Source organism: Comamonas trifloxystrobinivorans (assembly GCF_043359985.1).
Lineage (GTDB): Bacteria > Pseudomonadota > Gammaproteobacteria > Burkholderiales > Burkholderiaceae_C > Comamonas > Comamonas trifloxystrobinivorans.
In genome coordinates this window covers 205,039-219,392 of sequence record NZ_JBHZGV010000008.1, presented here as the reverse complement: position 1 = coordinate 219,392, position 14,354 = coordinate 205,039, and the positions used below count along the sequence as shown (strand labels likewise).

Annotated in this window: 24 protein-coding genes; 21 read left to right on the top strand and 3 right to left on the bottom strand. The window is 62.4% G+C overall.

Annotated elements, in window-relative coordinates; all coding sequences use genetic code 11:
• Positions 1-15: 15 nt before the first annotated feature.
• The 9 genes from ACFIQF_RS11595 (at position 16) to ACFIQF_RS11555 (ending at position 6,423) form a co-directional block, all read left to right on the top strand.
• Complete coding sequence (locus ACFIQF_RS11595; RefSeq protein ID WP_393942943.1) at positions 16-147, top strand: GpE family phage tail protein; 132 nt, start codon at positions 16-18, stop codon at positions 145-147.
• 11 nt (positions 148-158) lie between these two features.
• Complete coding sequence (locus ACFIQF_RS11590; RefSeq protein ID WP_393942942.1) at positions 159-386, top strand: hypothetical protein; 228 nt, start codon at positions 159-161, stop codon at positions 384-386.
• Between the two features lie 27 nt (positions 387-413).
• Positions 414-2,939 (top strand): phage tail tape measure protein, encoded by a 2,526-nt coding sequence (locus ACFIQF_RS11585; protein WP_393942941.1) that lies wholly within the window; start codon positions 414-416, stop codon positions 2,937-2,939.
• Positions 2,940-2,953: 14 nt separating this feature from the next.
• Positions 2,954-3,421: a phage tail protein gene (locus ACFIQF_RS11580; RefSeq protein ID WP_393942939.1), complete on the top strand. Its 468-nt coding sequence runs from the start codon at positions 2,954-2,956 to the stop codon at positions 3,419-3,421.
• 8 nt (positions 3,422-3,429) lie between these two features.
• Entirely contained in the window at positions 3,430-4,557 is a 1,128-nt protein-coding gene (locus ACFIQF_RS11575) for a contractile injection system protein, VgrG/Pvc8 family (RefSeq protein WP_393942937.1), read from the top strand.
• Positions 4,558-4,658: 101 nt separating this feature from the next.
• On the top strand, positions 4,659-4,799 hold the full coding sequence (locus tag ACFIQF_RS11570) for a hypothetical protein (protein ID WP_393942935.1): 141 nt from the start codon (positions 4,659-4,661) through the stop codon (positions 4,797-4,799).
• Between the two features lie 115 nt (positions 4,800-4,914).
• On the top strand, positions 4,915-5,214 hold the full coding sequence (locus ACFIQF_RS11565; protein WP_393942934.1) for a hypothetical protein: 300 nt from the start codon (positions 4,915-4,917) through the stop codon (positions 5,212-5,214).
• Positions 5,183-6,064 (top strand): hypothetical protein, encoded by an 882-nt coding sequence (locus ACFIQF_RS11560; RefSeq protein ID WP_393942932.1) that lies wholly within the window; start codon positions 5,183-5,185, stop codon positions 6,062-6,064. The genes ACFIQF_RS11565 and ACFIQF_RS11560 overlap by 32 nt, the downstream gene beginning before the upstream one ends.
• The gene (locus ACFIQF_RS11555; protein ID WP_393942930.1) at positions 6,022-6,423 is read left to right on the top strand and encodes a hypothetical protein; all 402 of its coding nucleotides are present in this window, start codon (positions 6,022-6,024) and stop codon (positions 6,421-6,423) included. Before ACFIQF_RS11560 ends, ACFIQF_RS11555 begins: the two co-directional genes overlap by 43 nt.
• A gap of 273 nt (positions 6,424-6,696) precedes the next feature.
• Here the strand turns inward: ACFIQF_RS11555 and ACFIQF_RS11550 are convergent, their stop codons facing one another.
• From ACFIQF_RS11550 to ACFIQF_RS11540, 3 genes are read right to left on the bottom strand one after another with little or no spacing between them, the layout of a single operon-like run.
• Positions 6,697-7,239, bottom strand: a complete 543-nt coding sequence (locus ACFIQF_RS11550) for a hypothetical protein (protein WP_393942928.1) — start codon at positions 7,237-7,239, stop codon at positions 6,697-6,699.
• A gap of 3 nt (positions 7,240-7,242) precedes the next feature.
• The gene (locus tag ACFIQF_RS11545) at positions 7,243-7,725 is read right to left on the bottom strand and encodes a BRCT domain-containing protein (protein ID WP_393942927.1); all 483 of its coding nucleotides are present in this window, start codon (positions 7,723-7,725) and stop codon (positions 7,243-7,245) included.
• Positions 7,726-7,769: 44 nt separating this feature from the next.
• Positions 7,770-8,279: a S24 family peptidase gene (locus tag ACFIQF_RS11540; RefSeq protein WP_393942925.1), complete on the bottom strand. Its 510-nt coding sequence runs from the start codon at positions 8,277-8,279 to the stop codon at positions 7,770-7,772.
• A 371-nt stretch (positions 8,280-8,650) separates the two neighbouring features.
• On the opposite strand from ACFIQF_RS11540, the gene ACFIQF_RS11535 reads away from it, so the two are divergent.
• The 12 genes from ACFIQF_RS11535 (at position 8,651) to ACFIQF_RS11480 (ending at position 14,353) form a co-directional block, all read left to right on the top strand.
• Positions 8,651-8,866 (top strand): hypothetical protein, encoded by a 216-nt coding sequence (locus ACFIQF_RS11535; RefSeq protein WP_393942924.1) that lies wholly within the window; start codon positions 8,651-8,653, stop codon positions 8,864-8,866.
• Between the two features lie 38 nt (positions 8,867-8,904).
• On the top strand, positions 8,905-9,123 hold the full coding sequence (locus tag ACFIQF_RS11530; RefSeq protein ID WP_393942923.1) for a hypothetical protein: 219 nt from the start codon (positions 8,905-8,907) through the stop codon (positions 9,121-9,123).
• Positions 9,120-9,635: a hypothetical protein gene (locus ACFIQF_RS11525; RefSeq protein WP_393942922.1), complete on the top strand. Its 516-nt coding sequence runs from the start codon at positions 9,120-9,122 to the stop codon at positions 9,633-9,635. Before ACFIQF_RS11530 ends, ACFIQF_RS11525 begins: the two co-directional genes overlap by 4 nt.
• 71 nt (positions 9,636-9,706) lie before the next feature.
• Complete coding sequence (locus tag ACFIQF_RS11520; RefSeq protein WP_393942921.1) at positions 9,707-10,135, top strand: Ogr/Delta-like zinc finger protein; 429 nt, start codon at positions 9,707-9,709, stop codon at positions 10,133-10,135.
• A 106-nt stretch (positions 10,136-10,241) separates the two neighbouring features.
• On the top strand, positions 10,242-10,547 hold the full coding sequence (locus ACFIQF_RS11515) for a hypothetical protein (protein ID WP_393942920.1): 306 nt from the start codon (positions 10,242-10,244) through the stop codon (positions 10,545-10,547).
• Positions 10,544-10,705 (top strand): hypothetical protein, encoded by a 162-nt coding sequence (locus ACFIQF_RS11510; protein WP_393942919.1) that lies wholly within the window; start codon positions 10,544-10,546, stop codon positions 10,703-10,705. Before ACFIQF_RS11515 ends, ACFIQF_RS11510 begins: the two co-directional genes overlap by 4 nt.
• A complete protein-coding gene (locus ACFIQF_RS11505) occupies positions 10,702-11,193 on the top strand; it encodes a hypothetical protein (RefSeq protein WP_393942918.1) in 492 nt (163 codons plus the stop codon). Before ACFIQF_RS11510 ends, ACFIQF_RS11505 begins: the two co-directional genes overlap by 4 nt.
• Positions 11,194-11,196: 3 nt before the next feature.
• The gene (locus ACFIQF_RS11500) at positions 11,197-13,395 is read left to right on the top strand and encodes a replication endonuclease (RefSeq protein WP_393942917.1); all 2,199 of its coding nucleotides are present in this window, start codon (positions 11,197-11,199) and stop codon (positions 13,393-13,395) included.
• A complete protein-coding gene (locus ACFIQF_RS11495) occupies positions 13,392-13,658 on the top strand; it encodes a hypothetical protein (RefSeq protein WP_393942916.1) in 267 nt (88 codons plus the stop codon). The genes ACFIQF_RS11500 and ACFIQF_RS11495 overlap by 4 nt, the downstream gene beginning before the upstream one ends.
• A gap of 5 nt (positions 13,659-13,663) precedes the next feature.
• Positions 13,664-13,888 carry a hypothetical protein gene (locus ACFIQF_RS11490; protein ID WP_393942915.1) on the top strand — a complete coding sequence of 75 codons (225 nt, stop codon included), beginning with the start codon at positions 13,664-13,666 and terminating at the stop codon, positions 13,886-13,888.
• Between the two features lie 19 nt (positions 13,889-13,907).
• The gene (locus ACFIQF_RS11485; protein ID WP_393942914.1) at positions 13,908-14,129 is read left to right on the top strand and encodes a hypothetical protein; all 222 of its coding nucleotides are present in this window, start codon (positions 13,908-13,910) and stop codon (positions 14,127-14,129) included.
• 17 nt (positions 14,130-14,146) lie between these two features.
• Positions 14,147-14,353 carry a hypothetical protein gene (locus ACFIQF_RS11480; protein ID WP_393942913.1) on the top strand — a complete coding sequence of 69 codons (207 nt, stop codon included), beginning with the start codon at positions 14,147-14,149 and terminating at the stop codon, positions 14,351-14,353.
• Position 14,354: the final 1 nt, after the last annotated feature.

The window sequence follows — 14,354 nt, the reverse complement described above, 5'->3', positions numbered from 1 at the left end:
CGCATCGAGCAAGCCATGGCCGACCTGGCCGAGCTGTGGCACTGGCGGCCGCAAGACATGGAATGCATGGAGTTGGACGAATTCAACGAATGGCGCAACCTGGCGGTCACCCGGTTTAACGACAAGCAGAAAGCGCGAAGCGTGTAACATGCAAACCTATGAGCCTTATCACCCTCTCGCTATTTGCCTTGCTCGCCATCGCCTTGCTGGCCTGGCTGGTGGCGTGGCCCTTGCTGGTGGGCTACTGGGCGGGCCAGGCGACAAGCGCCTTCACCCGCATGGCCAGCGACCCTGCACGCAACGCGCAGGACGAAGCCGAGCGCGCCATGCGCGCCGAGCTGATCGCCAGCACCCGCAAAGCCGCTGGCTTGCCGCCGCTGCAATAAGCGCCACCCTGGCGCCGGGGGCGCGCCATGGCGGGTAACTCCAATCTGCGCATCGAGGTATTGCTGCAAGCGGCCGACAAGCTGAGCGCGCCGCTCAAGCGCATGGCCGCTGGCAGCCGTGGCTTGTCCGACGAGCTGGCCGCCACCACCGCGCAGCTGGGCAAGCTCAAGGCCCAGCAATCGGCGTTGAAGTCATTCCACACGGCCACCGCCAACATGCGGGCCACGCGCGCCGAGCTGGCCGCAGCCCGTGGCGAATACGCGCGCCTGGCCAGTCAAACCAACATCAGCGCCGACGCGCAAAAATCGCACGCACAGCAAATGGCTGCAGCGGCGGCCATGGTGCAAAAACTCTCGGGCCAGTTCGACCGCCAGGCCAATGCCGCGCGCCGCGCCCGCGAGCAAATGGCCGCGCGTGGCGTGAGCGACCCGGCCACGGCCCAGGCGCGCATTGGCGCCGAGGTGGACAAGACCACCGCCAAACTCGCCACCCAGCAGGCGCGCTATGACAAGCTGCGCGCCGCTGCGCAAAAGCACGCTGCCGCCATGGCCCATGGCGCCATGATTGTTGGCACGGGCATGGCCGCCCAGCACGCCGGCCGCAAGGCGGTGGATGTGGGCCTAAAGCCGGTGGGCGCTTTCATGCAACACGAAGACGCCATGCTGGGCGTTGCGCGCCAAGTGCAAGGCGCGCGTGGTGACGACGGGCAACTAACGCAGGTGTACCGCGACATTGAGGCCCAGGTGCGCGAGATATCGACGCGCCTGCCGCAAACCACGGTGCAGATTGCCGAAATGACAACGGCCGCCGCACGCATGGAAGTGCCCACCGAAGAACTGGGCACCTTTGTGCAGCTGGCCAGCGAAATGGCTACCGCCTTTGATGCCGTGCCCGACGAAATTGCCGAGAGCATGGGCAAGGTGGCTAAAAATTTCAAGCGCCCAGTTACCGAGATTCGGGGCTTGGCCGACGCCATCAACTACCTTGATGACAACGCTATCAGCAAGGGCGCGGACATTATCGACGTGCTCAACCGCACCAGCGGCGTAGCGTCTACCGTGGCAATCTCTGCAGAAAACACGGCCGCACTCGGCAGCACCTTGCTGACCTTGGGCGAGCGCGCCGAGACTGCGGGCACCGCCATCAACGCCATCTTTACCAAGTTTGCGGCCGCGACCAAGGGAACCAAAAAATTCCAAGCTGCGGTCAAAGAAATTGGCATGACGCCCGCGCAAATTCAAGACGGCATGGCCACCGATGCGGCGGGCACTTTGCAAAAAGTCGCTGCAGCGGTTGCCAAGCTGCCCAAAAAGGCGCAAATGGGGGTGATGGCCGATCTGGTGGGCATGGAGCACAGCGACACCCTGGCCAAGCTGGTGCAGCAGCCCGAAGAACTGGCCCGGCAAATGCAGCTGGCCAACGGGCCAGAGGGCAAGGGCAGCATGGCCAAGGAAGCGGCGGCGCGCAACTCCACGCTGTCGGCCCAAACCATGATGCAGCAAAACCGGCTGTTTAACTCCATGGCCATAGCGGGCGAAACCCTCAAAACCCCGCTGCTGGAGGTGTACCAAACGCTCAACCCGCTGCTGGAAAAAATCACCGCCTGGATGCAGGCCAACCCGGCCATTGTGGGTGGCGTGCTAAAGCTGGTCATTGGCGCTGGCCTGCTGGCCACCGCGCTGGGCGCATTGCTGGTGCCCATTGGCTTGATGCTGGCCAAAAGCTTTTTGCTGCGGCTGCTGTTTGGCCGCCTGGCACTGGGCTTTAGCGGTGTAGGCACGGCGGTGCGCGTAGTGGGTGGCGCATTTACCGCTGGCGGCCAATGGCTTGGCGCATTTATGGCGCGAATGGGTTTACTCACCCCTGCCGTGCTGCGCTTTGGTGGCGTGTTTCTGCGCTTGCTTGGCCCCATTGGCCTGGTGATAACGGCCGCAACCTTGCTCTACCAAAACTGGGATGGCGTGGTGGGCGGCGCCAAACTGCTGTGGGCTGATTTTGTAGAGTCGGTGGGAAACGGCGTGCAAGGCATCATGGCGCTGGCCAGCCGGTTTTACGAGGCGGGCGCCAACATCATTCAAGGCCTGGTAAACGGCATCACCAGCCGCATTGCGGCGGTGCGCGATGCCATCAGCAGCGTGGCCGGTGCCAGCATTGACTGGTTTAAAGAAAAGCTGGGCATCCACAGCCCCAGCCGCGTGTTTGCCGAGCTGGGCGGCTATGTGAGCGAAGGCGCGGCCGAAGGCATTGCCGGTGGCTCGGGCATGGTGCGCAATGCGGCGCTGGGCATGGCAGCTGCCGCCATGGTGCCCATGGGCGCGACGGCTGGGCCTGCTGGCCAGGCAAGCGCCATGGCCATGGTGCCAATGGTTGCCGCCGCGCCCATGGCCGCACCGGCCGCCGGCATGGCCAGCAGCAACACCTACAACATTGCCATAACCATCAACGGCAGCGCCAGTGGCAACGATGTAGAAGCCGCTGTGCGCCGTGCGATCGACAACATCGAGCGCCAACGCGGCGCCCGCCAGCGCAGCACGCTGGCCGACATTGACTAGGGAGACACCACACCATGATGGCAGCGCTTGGCCAATTTGTTTTTGGCCTGCCCACCCTGGCCTACACAGAGCTGCAGCGCAGCCAAGAGTGGCGCCACCCCAGCAACAGCCGCGTGGGCGACCGGCCCGCGCGCCAATACGTGGGACCGGGTGACGACAAAATTACGCTAACCGGCCTGCTGGTGCCCGAGTTTATGGGCGACCGCAAAGCGCTGGTGCTGTTGGCCGAAATGGCCGAGGCCGGCAAAGCCTACAACCTCACCACGGGCGGCGAAAACCTGCACGCCTGGGTGATTGAAAGCATCAACCAAACGCGCAGCACCTTCATACGCGAAGGCGCGGCGCGGCGCATTGAATTTACGCTGCAGCTCGCCCGCGTGGACGACCAACAGGTAGATCCCGCCGGCGGCCTGGACACCGGCGCAGACGGCGGCTTTGACGACTGGTACGAGGCCGATTCGCTCGACTGGTTTTTTGATTAACCACGGCCATGGCAGACAGCACCGACACCACCCCAGACACCACCGCCGGCGATGCCACAGACACGGCCGCGCCAGACGCTGGCGCAGCCCCCGAAACGCTCGACGCCGGCAACACCTACCGCCAGCCCACCTATGCGCTCACCATCAACGGCCGCGACATAACACCCCGGCTCAACGGCCGCCTGATCCGCCTGAGCCTGAGCGAGACACGCGGCGAAGAAGCCGACCAGCTGGAAGTTGAGCTCAGCGACCACGACGGCGCCCTGCCCATACCGCCCAAAGGCGCCAAGGTGCAGCTGCGCATGGGCTATGTGGGCTTGCCCATGTTTGACAAAGGCGAATTTGTGGTGGACGAAGCCGGCCACCGGGGCACGCCCGATGTGCTGAGTTTTCGCGCCCGCAGCGCCAACCTGGCCCAAGGCTTGCGCCAACGCACCAGCCGCAGCTGGCACGCCACCACACTGGGCCAGGTGGTGCAAGACCTGGCCGCCGCCAACGGCCTGCAGGCCAAAGTGGGCGAAGGGCTGGCCGCCAAGCCCGTGCAGCACATAGACCAAACCAACGAATCGCCCGTGCACTTTTTAACCCGCATTGGCCGCCAGTACGACGCTGTGGCCACCGTCAAAAAAGGCATGCTGCTATTCCTGCCCATTGGCGGTGCCACAACCGCAAGCGGCAAGCCCATGCCCGCCGTGCTGCTAACCCGCCGCGCCGGCGACCAGCACGACTACAGCAGCGCCGAGCGCGATGCTTACACCGGCGTTCGCGCCGAGTGGCACGACGCCCGCGCCAACACCCGCAAGGCCGCCATTGCCGGCACCGAAACCAACCTGAAAACCCTCAAAAGCACCTACGCCACCGAGGCCGACGCCCTGGCCGCCGCGCAGGCCGAAATGGGCCGCATAGTGCGCGGCAAGGCCACGCTCACCTACACCCTGGCCACCGGCCAGCCCGCGCTGGCCCCGCAAACGCCCGTAACCGTGCAAGGCTTTAAGCCAGAGATTGACGGCACCGCCTGGCTCGTGAAAAAGGTGGAACACGAAATGGGCGACGGCGGCTATACCACGCGGCTGGAGATGGAGCGCGGCGGCGGTGATGACGACGACGACAAGCCCGGCAAAGACAACGACGATTGATCTTGCGCATACCCCGTTGCATGGGTGTATGACTTGGCTCGACCTTCAAGCCTGGTTGTAGCCCCACCATGTGTGCACCACTACCAAAAGGAGTTGTCACCATGGCCCAATACTCATTGCTTTGCAGCCGGCATGTAGAGCTGCACGAGCAAGCCCCGTCCATGCTTGCCGCTGTAGAGAAAAGCGGTGTTTTTGATGTGCGCTGGCTCAAAAACATGGAGCTGTTCCGCATTGCTGAATAACCGATGGCGGTGGTAGGGATTTATAAACAGCTTGCAATAGCGCGAATCGCGCTATACATTACACCCATCGGCACAGCAATATCGCAAGCGCCGTACCTCCAAAGGAGAAGCAAAAATGGACAAGCAAACAGCAATCAACTACGCAAACGCATTCGCTTTCTTGTTGAGCCGTGAAATCACCGGCCCACAAGGCCACTCTTTCACTCTGTCGAAGAAGATGAAAACAAAAGAAGGCGGCTTCGGTTTTGCTTTCACTTCTGAGACATTTGGTATCGAGTATGTGTTGCGCTGCAACCCCTGCGGCGAAATCAAAATTACCTCCTACGACAAGGAAGGCAACGTTACTCAAAAGCGTGTTGGCAAGGCGCAATTCACGGCCCAAGTTGACATCCTCAATGTGTGGAATCAAGGCTAATCACCAGCGCGGCCTGCAAGGGCCAGCGCTTAACCTCGGGAAAGAAGAAATTATGGATATCGAACGCAAACACGGCCCTTTTACCTTCGCATCGGGTCGCATCAGCACTATCAACGGCACGCCTTCGCGCCGCTGGTCTATGTACTACGGCAACACGTTGCTCGCTGAAAAAGTAGTTCCAGGCGCGGACCTGGTTTTGAACACCTTGTTTGATGCGTTTGAGCAAGAGCGCAGCACCTTTGTGAGCAGCTGGAGAGCCAAAGCCGCGCAAGCGGTGGACGCGGCCGACAAGCAAGTTGACATGCCGCGTGGCTATGCAGTGCGCCTGGTGCGCTCTACAGCGGTCACAGGCGGACATGGCAAGGTGCTGAGCACGCTATATGCGTTGGCGCCCATTGCGGGCTTGTCGCGTGGCTTGATTGACGACCGTTTTGATACCTGGGCTGTATCCGACGAGTTAGGTAGTGTGCCGATGGGGGCCGATGAATTTGCTCGGCTCAAAGAGGCGCATGAGGCTATCGGCGCGGCTTATGAATTCAAAAATGTTCGCGGCGGTATTCCGCAGTACAAGACGCCAAACGACAACGCGTGGATCGCAAGTCTATTGCCCGATGATGTATTGACAGACGCACCCGAGGCCTGGCGCGCCCCCACAAGCTGGGAGCTGCGGCATGTGGTGGGCGAGGGCAGTTTTACCGGCGTTACCGGCGCCAAGGCGGCTGAGCTGGTGGGTGTTACCCCGCAAAACTTCCGCAAATACACTGCTGCTGACGATGCCACCACGCGCCAAAAAATCAGCTTTGCAATGTGGCATCTGTTGCTGCACAAGCTGGGGGTGCAGGCGGCATGATCCCAATCAAAATAGATCTGACGGCCGTCAGTACACCCGATCTGCTTGCGATGATGCGCGATATTGCGGCAGAGCTGGAAACGCGCCTGGCTGAGCCAAAGCAAGTGCGCGTCCAGGCCGAGCGGCCCGTTTTTGCAATGCGAGTGCCGGCGGTAGATGACGCCGACTTTGTGCTGATGGTTGCCCAAAAACTGAGGTCGGGCGCATACATCAAAGCAGGGGAGCGCAACCGAGTTGCTGAAATTGCGCAAGAGTTTGGCCCCTGGGTGCACAACCAGGGCTGTCCAACGACGCACAACGCCGGCGACTGGAAGCGCAAAGGCGAATTTGCAAGTGCACCACGGGCGCGGGCAAAGTGATATAGTGTGTTGGCTGCTGAACAAGCAGCTCAGCAAATACAGCTCAATGGCATTGACGATCTGCCGAACAGGCAGCTTAGAAAAGTCAGCTCTTTAGTTTTGCTGTCATCGTCTGCCGAACAGGCAGCTTAGAAAATGATGCGTGGCATCTTGTTTTACTGCCGAATAGGCAGCGCAGACCCGGCCCAGGCCGGGTTTGTTTTTTGCGCCTGCCAAGTAGCAAAGCACAAAAAAAGCCACTCAAGAGTGGCTTTTGTTTTGGGCGGGTTGGGCTTACCCCTTGCAGTTGCGTGGCAGGCCGCCGGGGGGCTGCGCCGATTGGTAGGCGGCGTAAAACTCGCAAAGCCATTGGCCCGTTTGCAAGGTGCCGGCCATGGGGTTGGTGTGGGCGAAGAACTGCAGATAGGTGAGGTTTTGCCAGTCGCTGGGCAGTTTGCTGCGGTCAACCGACACGCGCGCCCAATGCAGATTCTTGTTGGCTGGCGACACCACTTTGATAAACACCCGGCTCACCTCGGGCTTGGCCAGCAGGCGGGTAAACATGCTGTGGCTGTCTTGCGCCAAGCTGTTCCACTCGCCCTTGCCGCCCAGGTTGGGGTCGCTGTTGAGCTCAATCTCTACGCGGCTTTCGGGGCCGTCTACCTGGGGCGTTACCACCACTTTGGCAATTTTGGGGCTGAGCGTTTTAATACCTTCTTCGGTAAGCGCGAAGCTGCTCGGTTTGCTTTGCTCTCCACTACACCCGGCAAGCAGCCACAAGGTGCTGGCCGCCAAGGCGCAAGCGGTCATTCGGGCGGTGGCAAAAATACGTTTCATGGCTCAATCAAAAATGTGGTCGGGCAAGACGCCAAACTCAAGAAGCATGGGCAGATCGGCTTCGCCAACGATGTAGCAGCCTTGCATGCGGGCCTTGCTCACCTTGGACGGGCCGGCATTGGGGCCGCCGCACATAAACACCAGTTTTTGCGTGACCGTTTTTACAACCGCCAGGCCCGCTGCGGTGCAAAGCGCCTCCAGCTCGGCGCGGTGGGCAGCGCCAAAGCCGGTAAACAGTATCTGGGGTTTGCTCGCCTCGGGCGCGGCCTTGTCGGGCTTGGGCGGTGGGGCCTGAAATGGGGCTTTTAGCAACGCCTCGCACCCGTTGAGGTACTGCGTAATACGGTCTTTGCGGAAGGTGCGCGGGGCACCTTTTACCGTAATGTCGTTGCCAACGATGTAGTGGCCTTCTTCGGCCCAGTTGTCTAGTGTTCGCGCTTTGCTCTCGCCGGCGGAATTGGTGTAGAGAAACTCCAGTATCTGCAAATCATCCCCTCGTTATCGGTATGCACTGACATACAAAAACAGCACTAAAAGCGCCGGCCGTTCCAGCCATAAACCACGCGGCCGCAGACTCGCACCTCGTGCTTGCCGCTGAGCACATCGGATTGTTTGATGGCTGGGTTGTCGCTGCTCACCTCGTAAGCACCGTCTAAGCGTTGTCTCACGCGCTTGATAAACAGCCGTTGATGTGCCTCAAGCACATAAACACCATCTACGTCCACCGCGCGAATATCGGTATCCACCAGCGCAAAGTCGCCACTGTTGAGCGTGCCAAGCATGCTGTCGCCATACGCATGCACCAGGCGCAGCGCCTGCGGCCGGTGGCGCGGCAGGTGCAGCGACAGCCAGCGGCGCGACAGCGGCACATTGCCCAGCACAACGTCTTCGGTCATCAGCTCGCTACCCGGCCCCATGCTGCCGGTGGCAGACAGCAGCGGCACATAAATGGCGTCTTCGATGTTCTCGGGATCGGGCGTGGGCGCTGGGCCGGTGAGTACTCGGCTGTGGTTGAGGTCTGCGGTTTCGCGCGTCGCCATATCCACGATTGCGGAATTGCGCGTACCGAACAGCACGTAGCTGGCGTCAATGCCTAGTGCCTGGGCTTCGGCAAGGAATTCAGCCTTGGGGCTTCCACGGCCAGATTCCCAGTCATAGATGGAGCGCGAAGACCAAGAACCACCTAAATGCGCAAAGTCTGTTGCTTTTAGGTCAAGCCGCGTGCGTTCTGTGCGCAATCTCTCACCGATTGCATTGCGCAAAACCGCATTTTCCGAATTCTTTTCTACATTTTTCGCATTCATGGCTTGACCTTGTGCGCAAATTCGCACTATGATTCGGCCGTAACAGCAAATTACGTACCTTTAAAGGGATGGTACACGACACCGCCACAGGCGGGGAGGCTTGGCAAATGGCTTACAAAAACCCGGAACACGCGCGCACGGCCAAAAAGACCGTGCGTTTCCGCCCAGAGGACTGGGCCATGTTGGAGGTGATGGCGCAGCGCCTGAAAACCGAACCCGCCACCTTGGTGTACGACATGACGATGCGCCGCGTGGACACCGAGCTGGAGGCCATGGGCCTGGGCGAGTTCAGCAACCACCAACCCGCCAGCACCGCCAGCTAATTGGCGGCGCAGGCAACAACGTAAAGCGGCGATGACAAATGCAGCTTTCCATCGAGCAAATCGGGTACAGCGAAACCCAGCTGCAAAAGCTGGAGCTGTACCGCCAGGCGATGCAGCTGCCATCTGTCGAAGCCGCTATTGAGCAGCTAAACCGCAGGCAGCTCGACGCCATGGTGGCGTCTATGACGGGCAGAACACCAGGCCCCAAACTGGTTATCAACAACACGGCGCCACAGCGCCAGGAGAACGTCAAATGATGACAAGCACCAACCAACGCGAGCGCCTTACCCACCTGGCGCGCAGCCGCCGCCCCGCCGCCCTGGCAGCCAAGGCCGAGCTGCCAAGCCTGGAGCTGTGCAGCCTGCGCCTCTTTGCCAGCGAAATGGCCGAGGCCGACCAGCTGGCCAGCGCCATGTGCTGGAAGCGCGGCTTTTTGCTGCGCACCGTGTTTTTGATGGGCTGGCAGCTGCTGCTGGCCCAGCCCGACCGGCTGCAGTTCTTCTACGCCAGCGGCGTGGCCGCCCGCCCAGCGGCCGAGACGGTGCCGGTGCCCCGCGTGCTGGCCGGCCTGCGCCTGTACCCCACCGAGAAGCAGACCGCCGCCGATTTTGCCGCCAGCCTGGGCCTGGGCCACACGGCGCCGTTTTTGCGCTTTGTGTACCTGCTGGGCCTGCGCCAGTACAAGGCCCAGCGCGACCAAGTGCAGTTTTTTGGCCGCGACGGCATGGTGCAACCCGGCCTGGCCACCGCCGCTGCGGCCGCTGCTTGAGCGGCTGTAAAGCGGCTCAACAGTGGCTCAAACGAGGCTCAACAGCAGCTATTAAGAAGGCAGAGGCAGTAATGATGCACAGCACCGCAGAACGCAAAGCGCTGCTTGAGGCAGCGGCCAAGCAGCGCAAGCCACGCGGCACCCACCAGGGCCGCCGCCTGCGCATGGAGGGCACCCGCATGGAGTGCCCGCACTGCAAGGCTACGAGCGAGATTCGCACCAGCAAGCCGGTGAGCGCCACCATGCGCGAAACCATTTACCAGTGCACCAACGTGGAGTGCGGCCACACGTTTGTGGCCAACACCGAGATTGTGCGAACGCTCAGCCCCAGCGCTACGCCAGACCCTACTGTCAACCTGCCCATGTCCACCCATGTGCGCCGCGACATGCTGCGCGTGGTGCTCGATAACGCAGGCGCCGCCGAGCACCAGGCCCTGTTTACCAGCCCGGTAACGGGCGACCTGTTTGCCGGCGACAAGCCCGCCGGGGCCAGCAGCTAAACCCCCAGCCGCTCTTTAGCGGCGCAGCACCCACCACCCATTCATTTTTTGCAAGGCCACCCGGCCTGGCAGGGGCTTTTTTTGCCCAAAAACCGGAGGTAAGACCATGGAAACCACGCTGAGCACAAACAAGCTGTTAGACGCCCTTGGCAACCACGTAGCCATGGAGAGTGGCACTTTTTCGGGCGGGACCCGTGCCGATGTTTGGGTAACTAGCTCGGTGCACTATCACAACCAAAAGTGGGGTGGTGATGTGTTGCTGTGTATTGAGGCATCGCACATGGAAACCCGCTTGCGCTTTGGCAAAGAAGACGCCGAGGCGCTGCGCGACCTGCTGACCAACGCATTGGCCCGTCTGGAGTCCGCGGCTAAAGCGCGGGCCGCCGCCGCTAAGAAGGGCGGTGCAGCGTGAGCCTCTACGCCATGCGCTACCGCGCTGCCAGCGGCACGCGCCACACCCACCACATTCTGGCCAGCTCCATGGCTGCGGCATACGACACGGCATTTGATATTGCCGAGCTGCAGCCGAGCATTCGCGGCTTTTCTGTGCAAGGTCTGGCCGCCGCATGATGCAAGACCAAGCCGAAGCCAAAGCGGTGGCCAGCGCCGGCGCATTGCGCTATGCGCTGTGCAAGCTGCCGGTGGTAGATGTGGAGCAGGTGGAATACCTTGCGCCAGATTTGCTGCTGCCAGCACCGCCACCGCCCCCCGCGCCGGCGCCCGACTTGGTAGGCCCACGCCAAAAAACGGTGCCTATGAACCTGCCTATGGAGCTGCGCGAGAAGTGGCGCGAGCACCAGGCATTTTTTGCGCGCAAGGGCTCGCGCGGCCTGTACGCAGGTACGCAGGACGCTGAGTGGGCAGGCATTCCGCTGGCCTGGCGAATCATGCTCATGACGCTGGGCGGCATTGGCGATGTGGAGCTGATTGATTACCTCGCCGGCCGCAGCTGGCAGGAGCTGCCGCCGGCCGAGCGCGAGGCGGTGCAGTTCGCCATACGCGAGGGCAAGCGCGTTTTCTCTCGCCTGAGCGCGCTGTCTATGCGCACCGTGGGGTAAGACATGCCAGCAATACCACGCAAGCTGCCCAGCAATTACGCCGATTGGAATGCGAATGTTCCGCGCATGCACATGGTGCACTACCACCTGCAACGCATCGTGGACAGCGCCCCAGACGGCTGGCGTGATGCTATCCGTGTGCGCTTTCCCACGGCAGAGCCTGTGTCGCCTTTTATCGACGGCACGGTGGAGCACGCCAAGTGGTTTGTTGAGCAGCAGCCCGAGTGGGTGCGCGCGTGGGACAAGCTGCAGGAGCTGGCCGATTTTGACGATGCGTATGGCGATGCATCGCGCCTGAACCTGAGCGATTTTGAGATTTGCGCCTGGGCCAAGCAGCTTGCCGCGCAGATGGACGAGTTGATGGACGGCTGCGAGCTGGCCGGCTTTGACCTGGCCGACCGTGGCCACGCGCTGGCCATGGCGCTAAAGACCACCGGCGCGCTGCAGGCGCAAGATGTGGAAGACCTGTTCAAGGTGCCGCTCTACGCCAGCCTGGAGCTGCGCAAGCAAAAGACGCTGGCCGCCATTAAGCGCGCGAGCGATGACGCCTGGTGGCGCCGCAAGCTGCGCCGCACCGTGGCGCGCGTGGTGGAGGCCGGGGCTATTCGCCTGGGCCTGGTGAACGTGGCCAAGGGGCGTTATGTGAGCAACGGCGGCCTGGTGCGCCGGCAAGCGCAGATCAAGCGCAACGCCGAGGCGCTGGCCCGCAGCCTGTACCGCAACGAGACGGGCCAGGTGTACACGCTGGCCGAGCTGGCCGCACTGGGCACGGCCAACCCGCTGATTCGTGGCGGCGAGCTGATGACGCGCATTCGCGGTGCCGAGGAATACGCAGACGCGCATGGCCATGTGGGCATGTTTATTACGCTGACGCTGCCCAGCAAGTACCACCCGGTGACGATCCGCAACGGAAAAACGCGCCACAACAAAAAGTACAACGGCGCAACGCCGCGCGACGGCCAGCGCTGGCTGTGCGATACCTGGGCCAAAGTGCGCGCCAAGCTGGGGCGCAAGGGTGTAAAGATTTACGGCCTGCGCGTGGCCGAGCCGCACCACGACGGCACGCCGCACTGGCACGCCATGCTGTGGGCTGAAAGCCAGTGGGAGGCGCAGTTGATTAATGCCACCCTGCGCCAGTACTGGCTGGCCGAAGACGGCAACGAGCGCGGCGCGCAAGAAAACCGCATTTGCACCAAGCGCATTGACGGCGGCGGCGCTGCCGGCTACGTGGCCAAGTACATAGCCAAGAGCGTGGGCCACATTGCCTTGGCCGAGCACCAAGATTTGGTGGACGGCCAGCAGATTGATATGGATTTTGGCCCCGAGGAAAGCCAGGGCCACCAGCGCGTGGACGCCTGGGCCGCAACCTGGGGAATCCGCCAGTTCCAGACCATTGGCATGCCCAGCGTGACGGCCTGGCGCGAGCTGCGCCGCGTGAGCGGCGACCAGCTGGAGCTGTTTGCCAACGAGGGCGACCGCGCCACCCTGCGCGCCTACCGCGCTTGCCACCGCAGTGGCGATGTAAAGGCCGATTGGCGCGTGTTTATGGAGGCCATGGGCGGCCACGCTTTGAAGCGTGACGATTGGCACCTGCGCACCGTCAACCGCATGGCGGTAGATGGCCAGTGCAACAAGTACGGCGAGGCCGTGAAGAAGGGCCGCATTGTGGGCCTGGTGCCCCAGCACGGCCGCATGTCGGGCCGCTGGCTGGTGAGCCGCCGCATTGTGTGGGCGCCCGTGGCCGGTGATACCAGCACACACGCCACGCATGCCACTAATGATTCGGACGCCGAAAACGGCGATGCAGCAGTACAAGCGCAGGGCACTGGCGCAGCACAGGACCGGGCGCCGCAGGCGGCCGCTTGGACTGGTTTCAATAACTGTACGGCACGCATAACCGGCGAGCTGGCCAATGCAGTTTTTGGCGTTGCGGAGCGAGACAAAACGCCCAACTACCCGCAGGCAACGCTCGATCACTTCCAAGCCCTGCGCCAACAGCAAGAAAACGACCGCGCCCAGCACGCCGCGCAGCACAAACACGCCGCCATGCAGCGCGCGCAAGCCGCCGTGCAGCGTGCTGCGGCCGAAGCACAGCACGCAAAAGAGACAGCCAAGCAAGAGGCGCAAGCAGCGCAGCGCACATCGGCCCACATGCTGCGCGCCCTGCAGTCGGTGCGCCGCGCTATGGAGGCAACCCAATGACCAGTAGCACAGCCAACACCACCAGGCGCGGCAGCCGCGCGCCCGTCATCAGCCCGCTGCTGCAACGCGCGCTCGACGCCGGCCGCCGCGTCTGCGAAGACATGCAAGACAGCCCCGAAGCCCGCCAGGCCATGAAGCGCGAGATTTTGGAGATTGCCCGCACCGACGAACGCCTGCTGCCCGGCCTGATCGCCGGCCTGACCTACCCGCGCCTGCGCCGCGCAGATTTATCACCCACCGCCAACCAGCAAACAAAGGAGTAAGCCACATGGCCCACGTCATGACCACCGACCGCGAGCAATCCGACCGCTACCGCCACCAGTGCGAAGTGCGCTATTTGCTGGCCGCCAGCCGTGAGGAAGCACGCGGCCAAAAGTACGTGCACGACTACCTCAACCACCCCAAGGTGCAAGGCCGCCGCGCCGCGCTGGAGCGCGACGTAAAGCTGCAAGGCGACCTGGGCAACGACGGCCGCCACGGCCAGTGGCTTTGATTTTTTAGGAGCAACCACCATGCCCGCAAAACGCACCGAACCCAGCACCCACGCATTCCAGCGCGCCGCTGGTGTGTATGTGGGCAGTGGCCACCAGGCCAGCCACCTGGCCGCCGTGTTTGCCGCAGAGCGCGAGCGCCTGGCCGCCGAAGCCGCCAAAAACAAACGCCGCCGCAAGCCCAAAGCCGAAGTGGCCGACACCACCAACGACAACCCCAACCAGCTGCGCCTGGTTGCCTGACCCGAAAGACCAACACCATGCGACCCGCACAAAGCATTCAAGCCCTACGCAGCTACCGCGCATTCGTCTACCCCATCACCGCCAACGCCTGGGATTTGGAGGGCCAAGGCGGACAGCACCTGCTAAGCCGCATTGACCTCAAGGCCGCGAGCAGCGAAGACGCACAAGAAAAAGCCCGCCACGTAACCGGCCAGGCCGTGCTGCGCGTGGAACGCAAGGACTGAG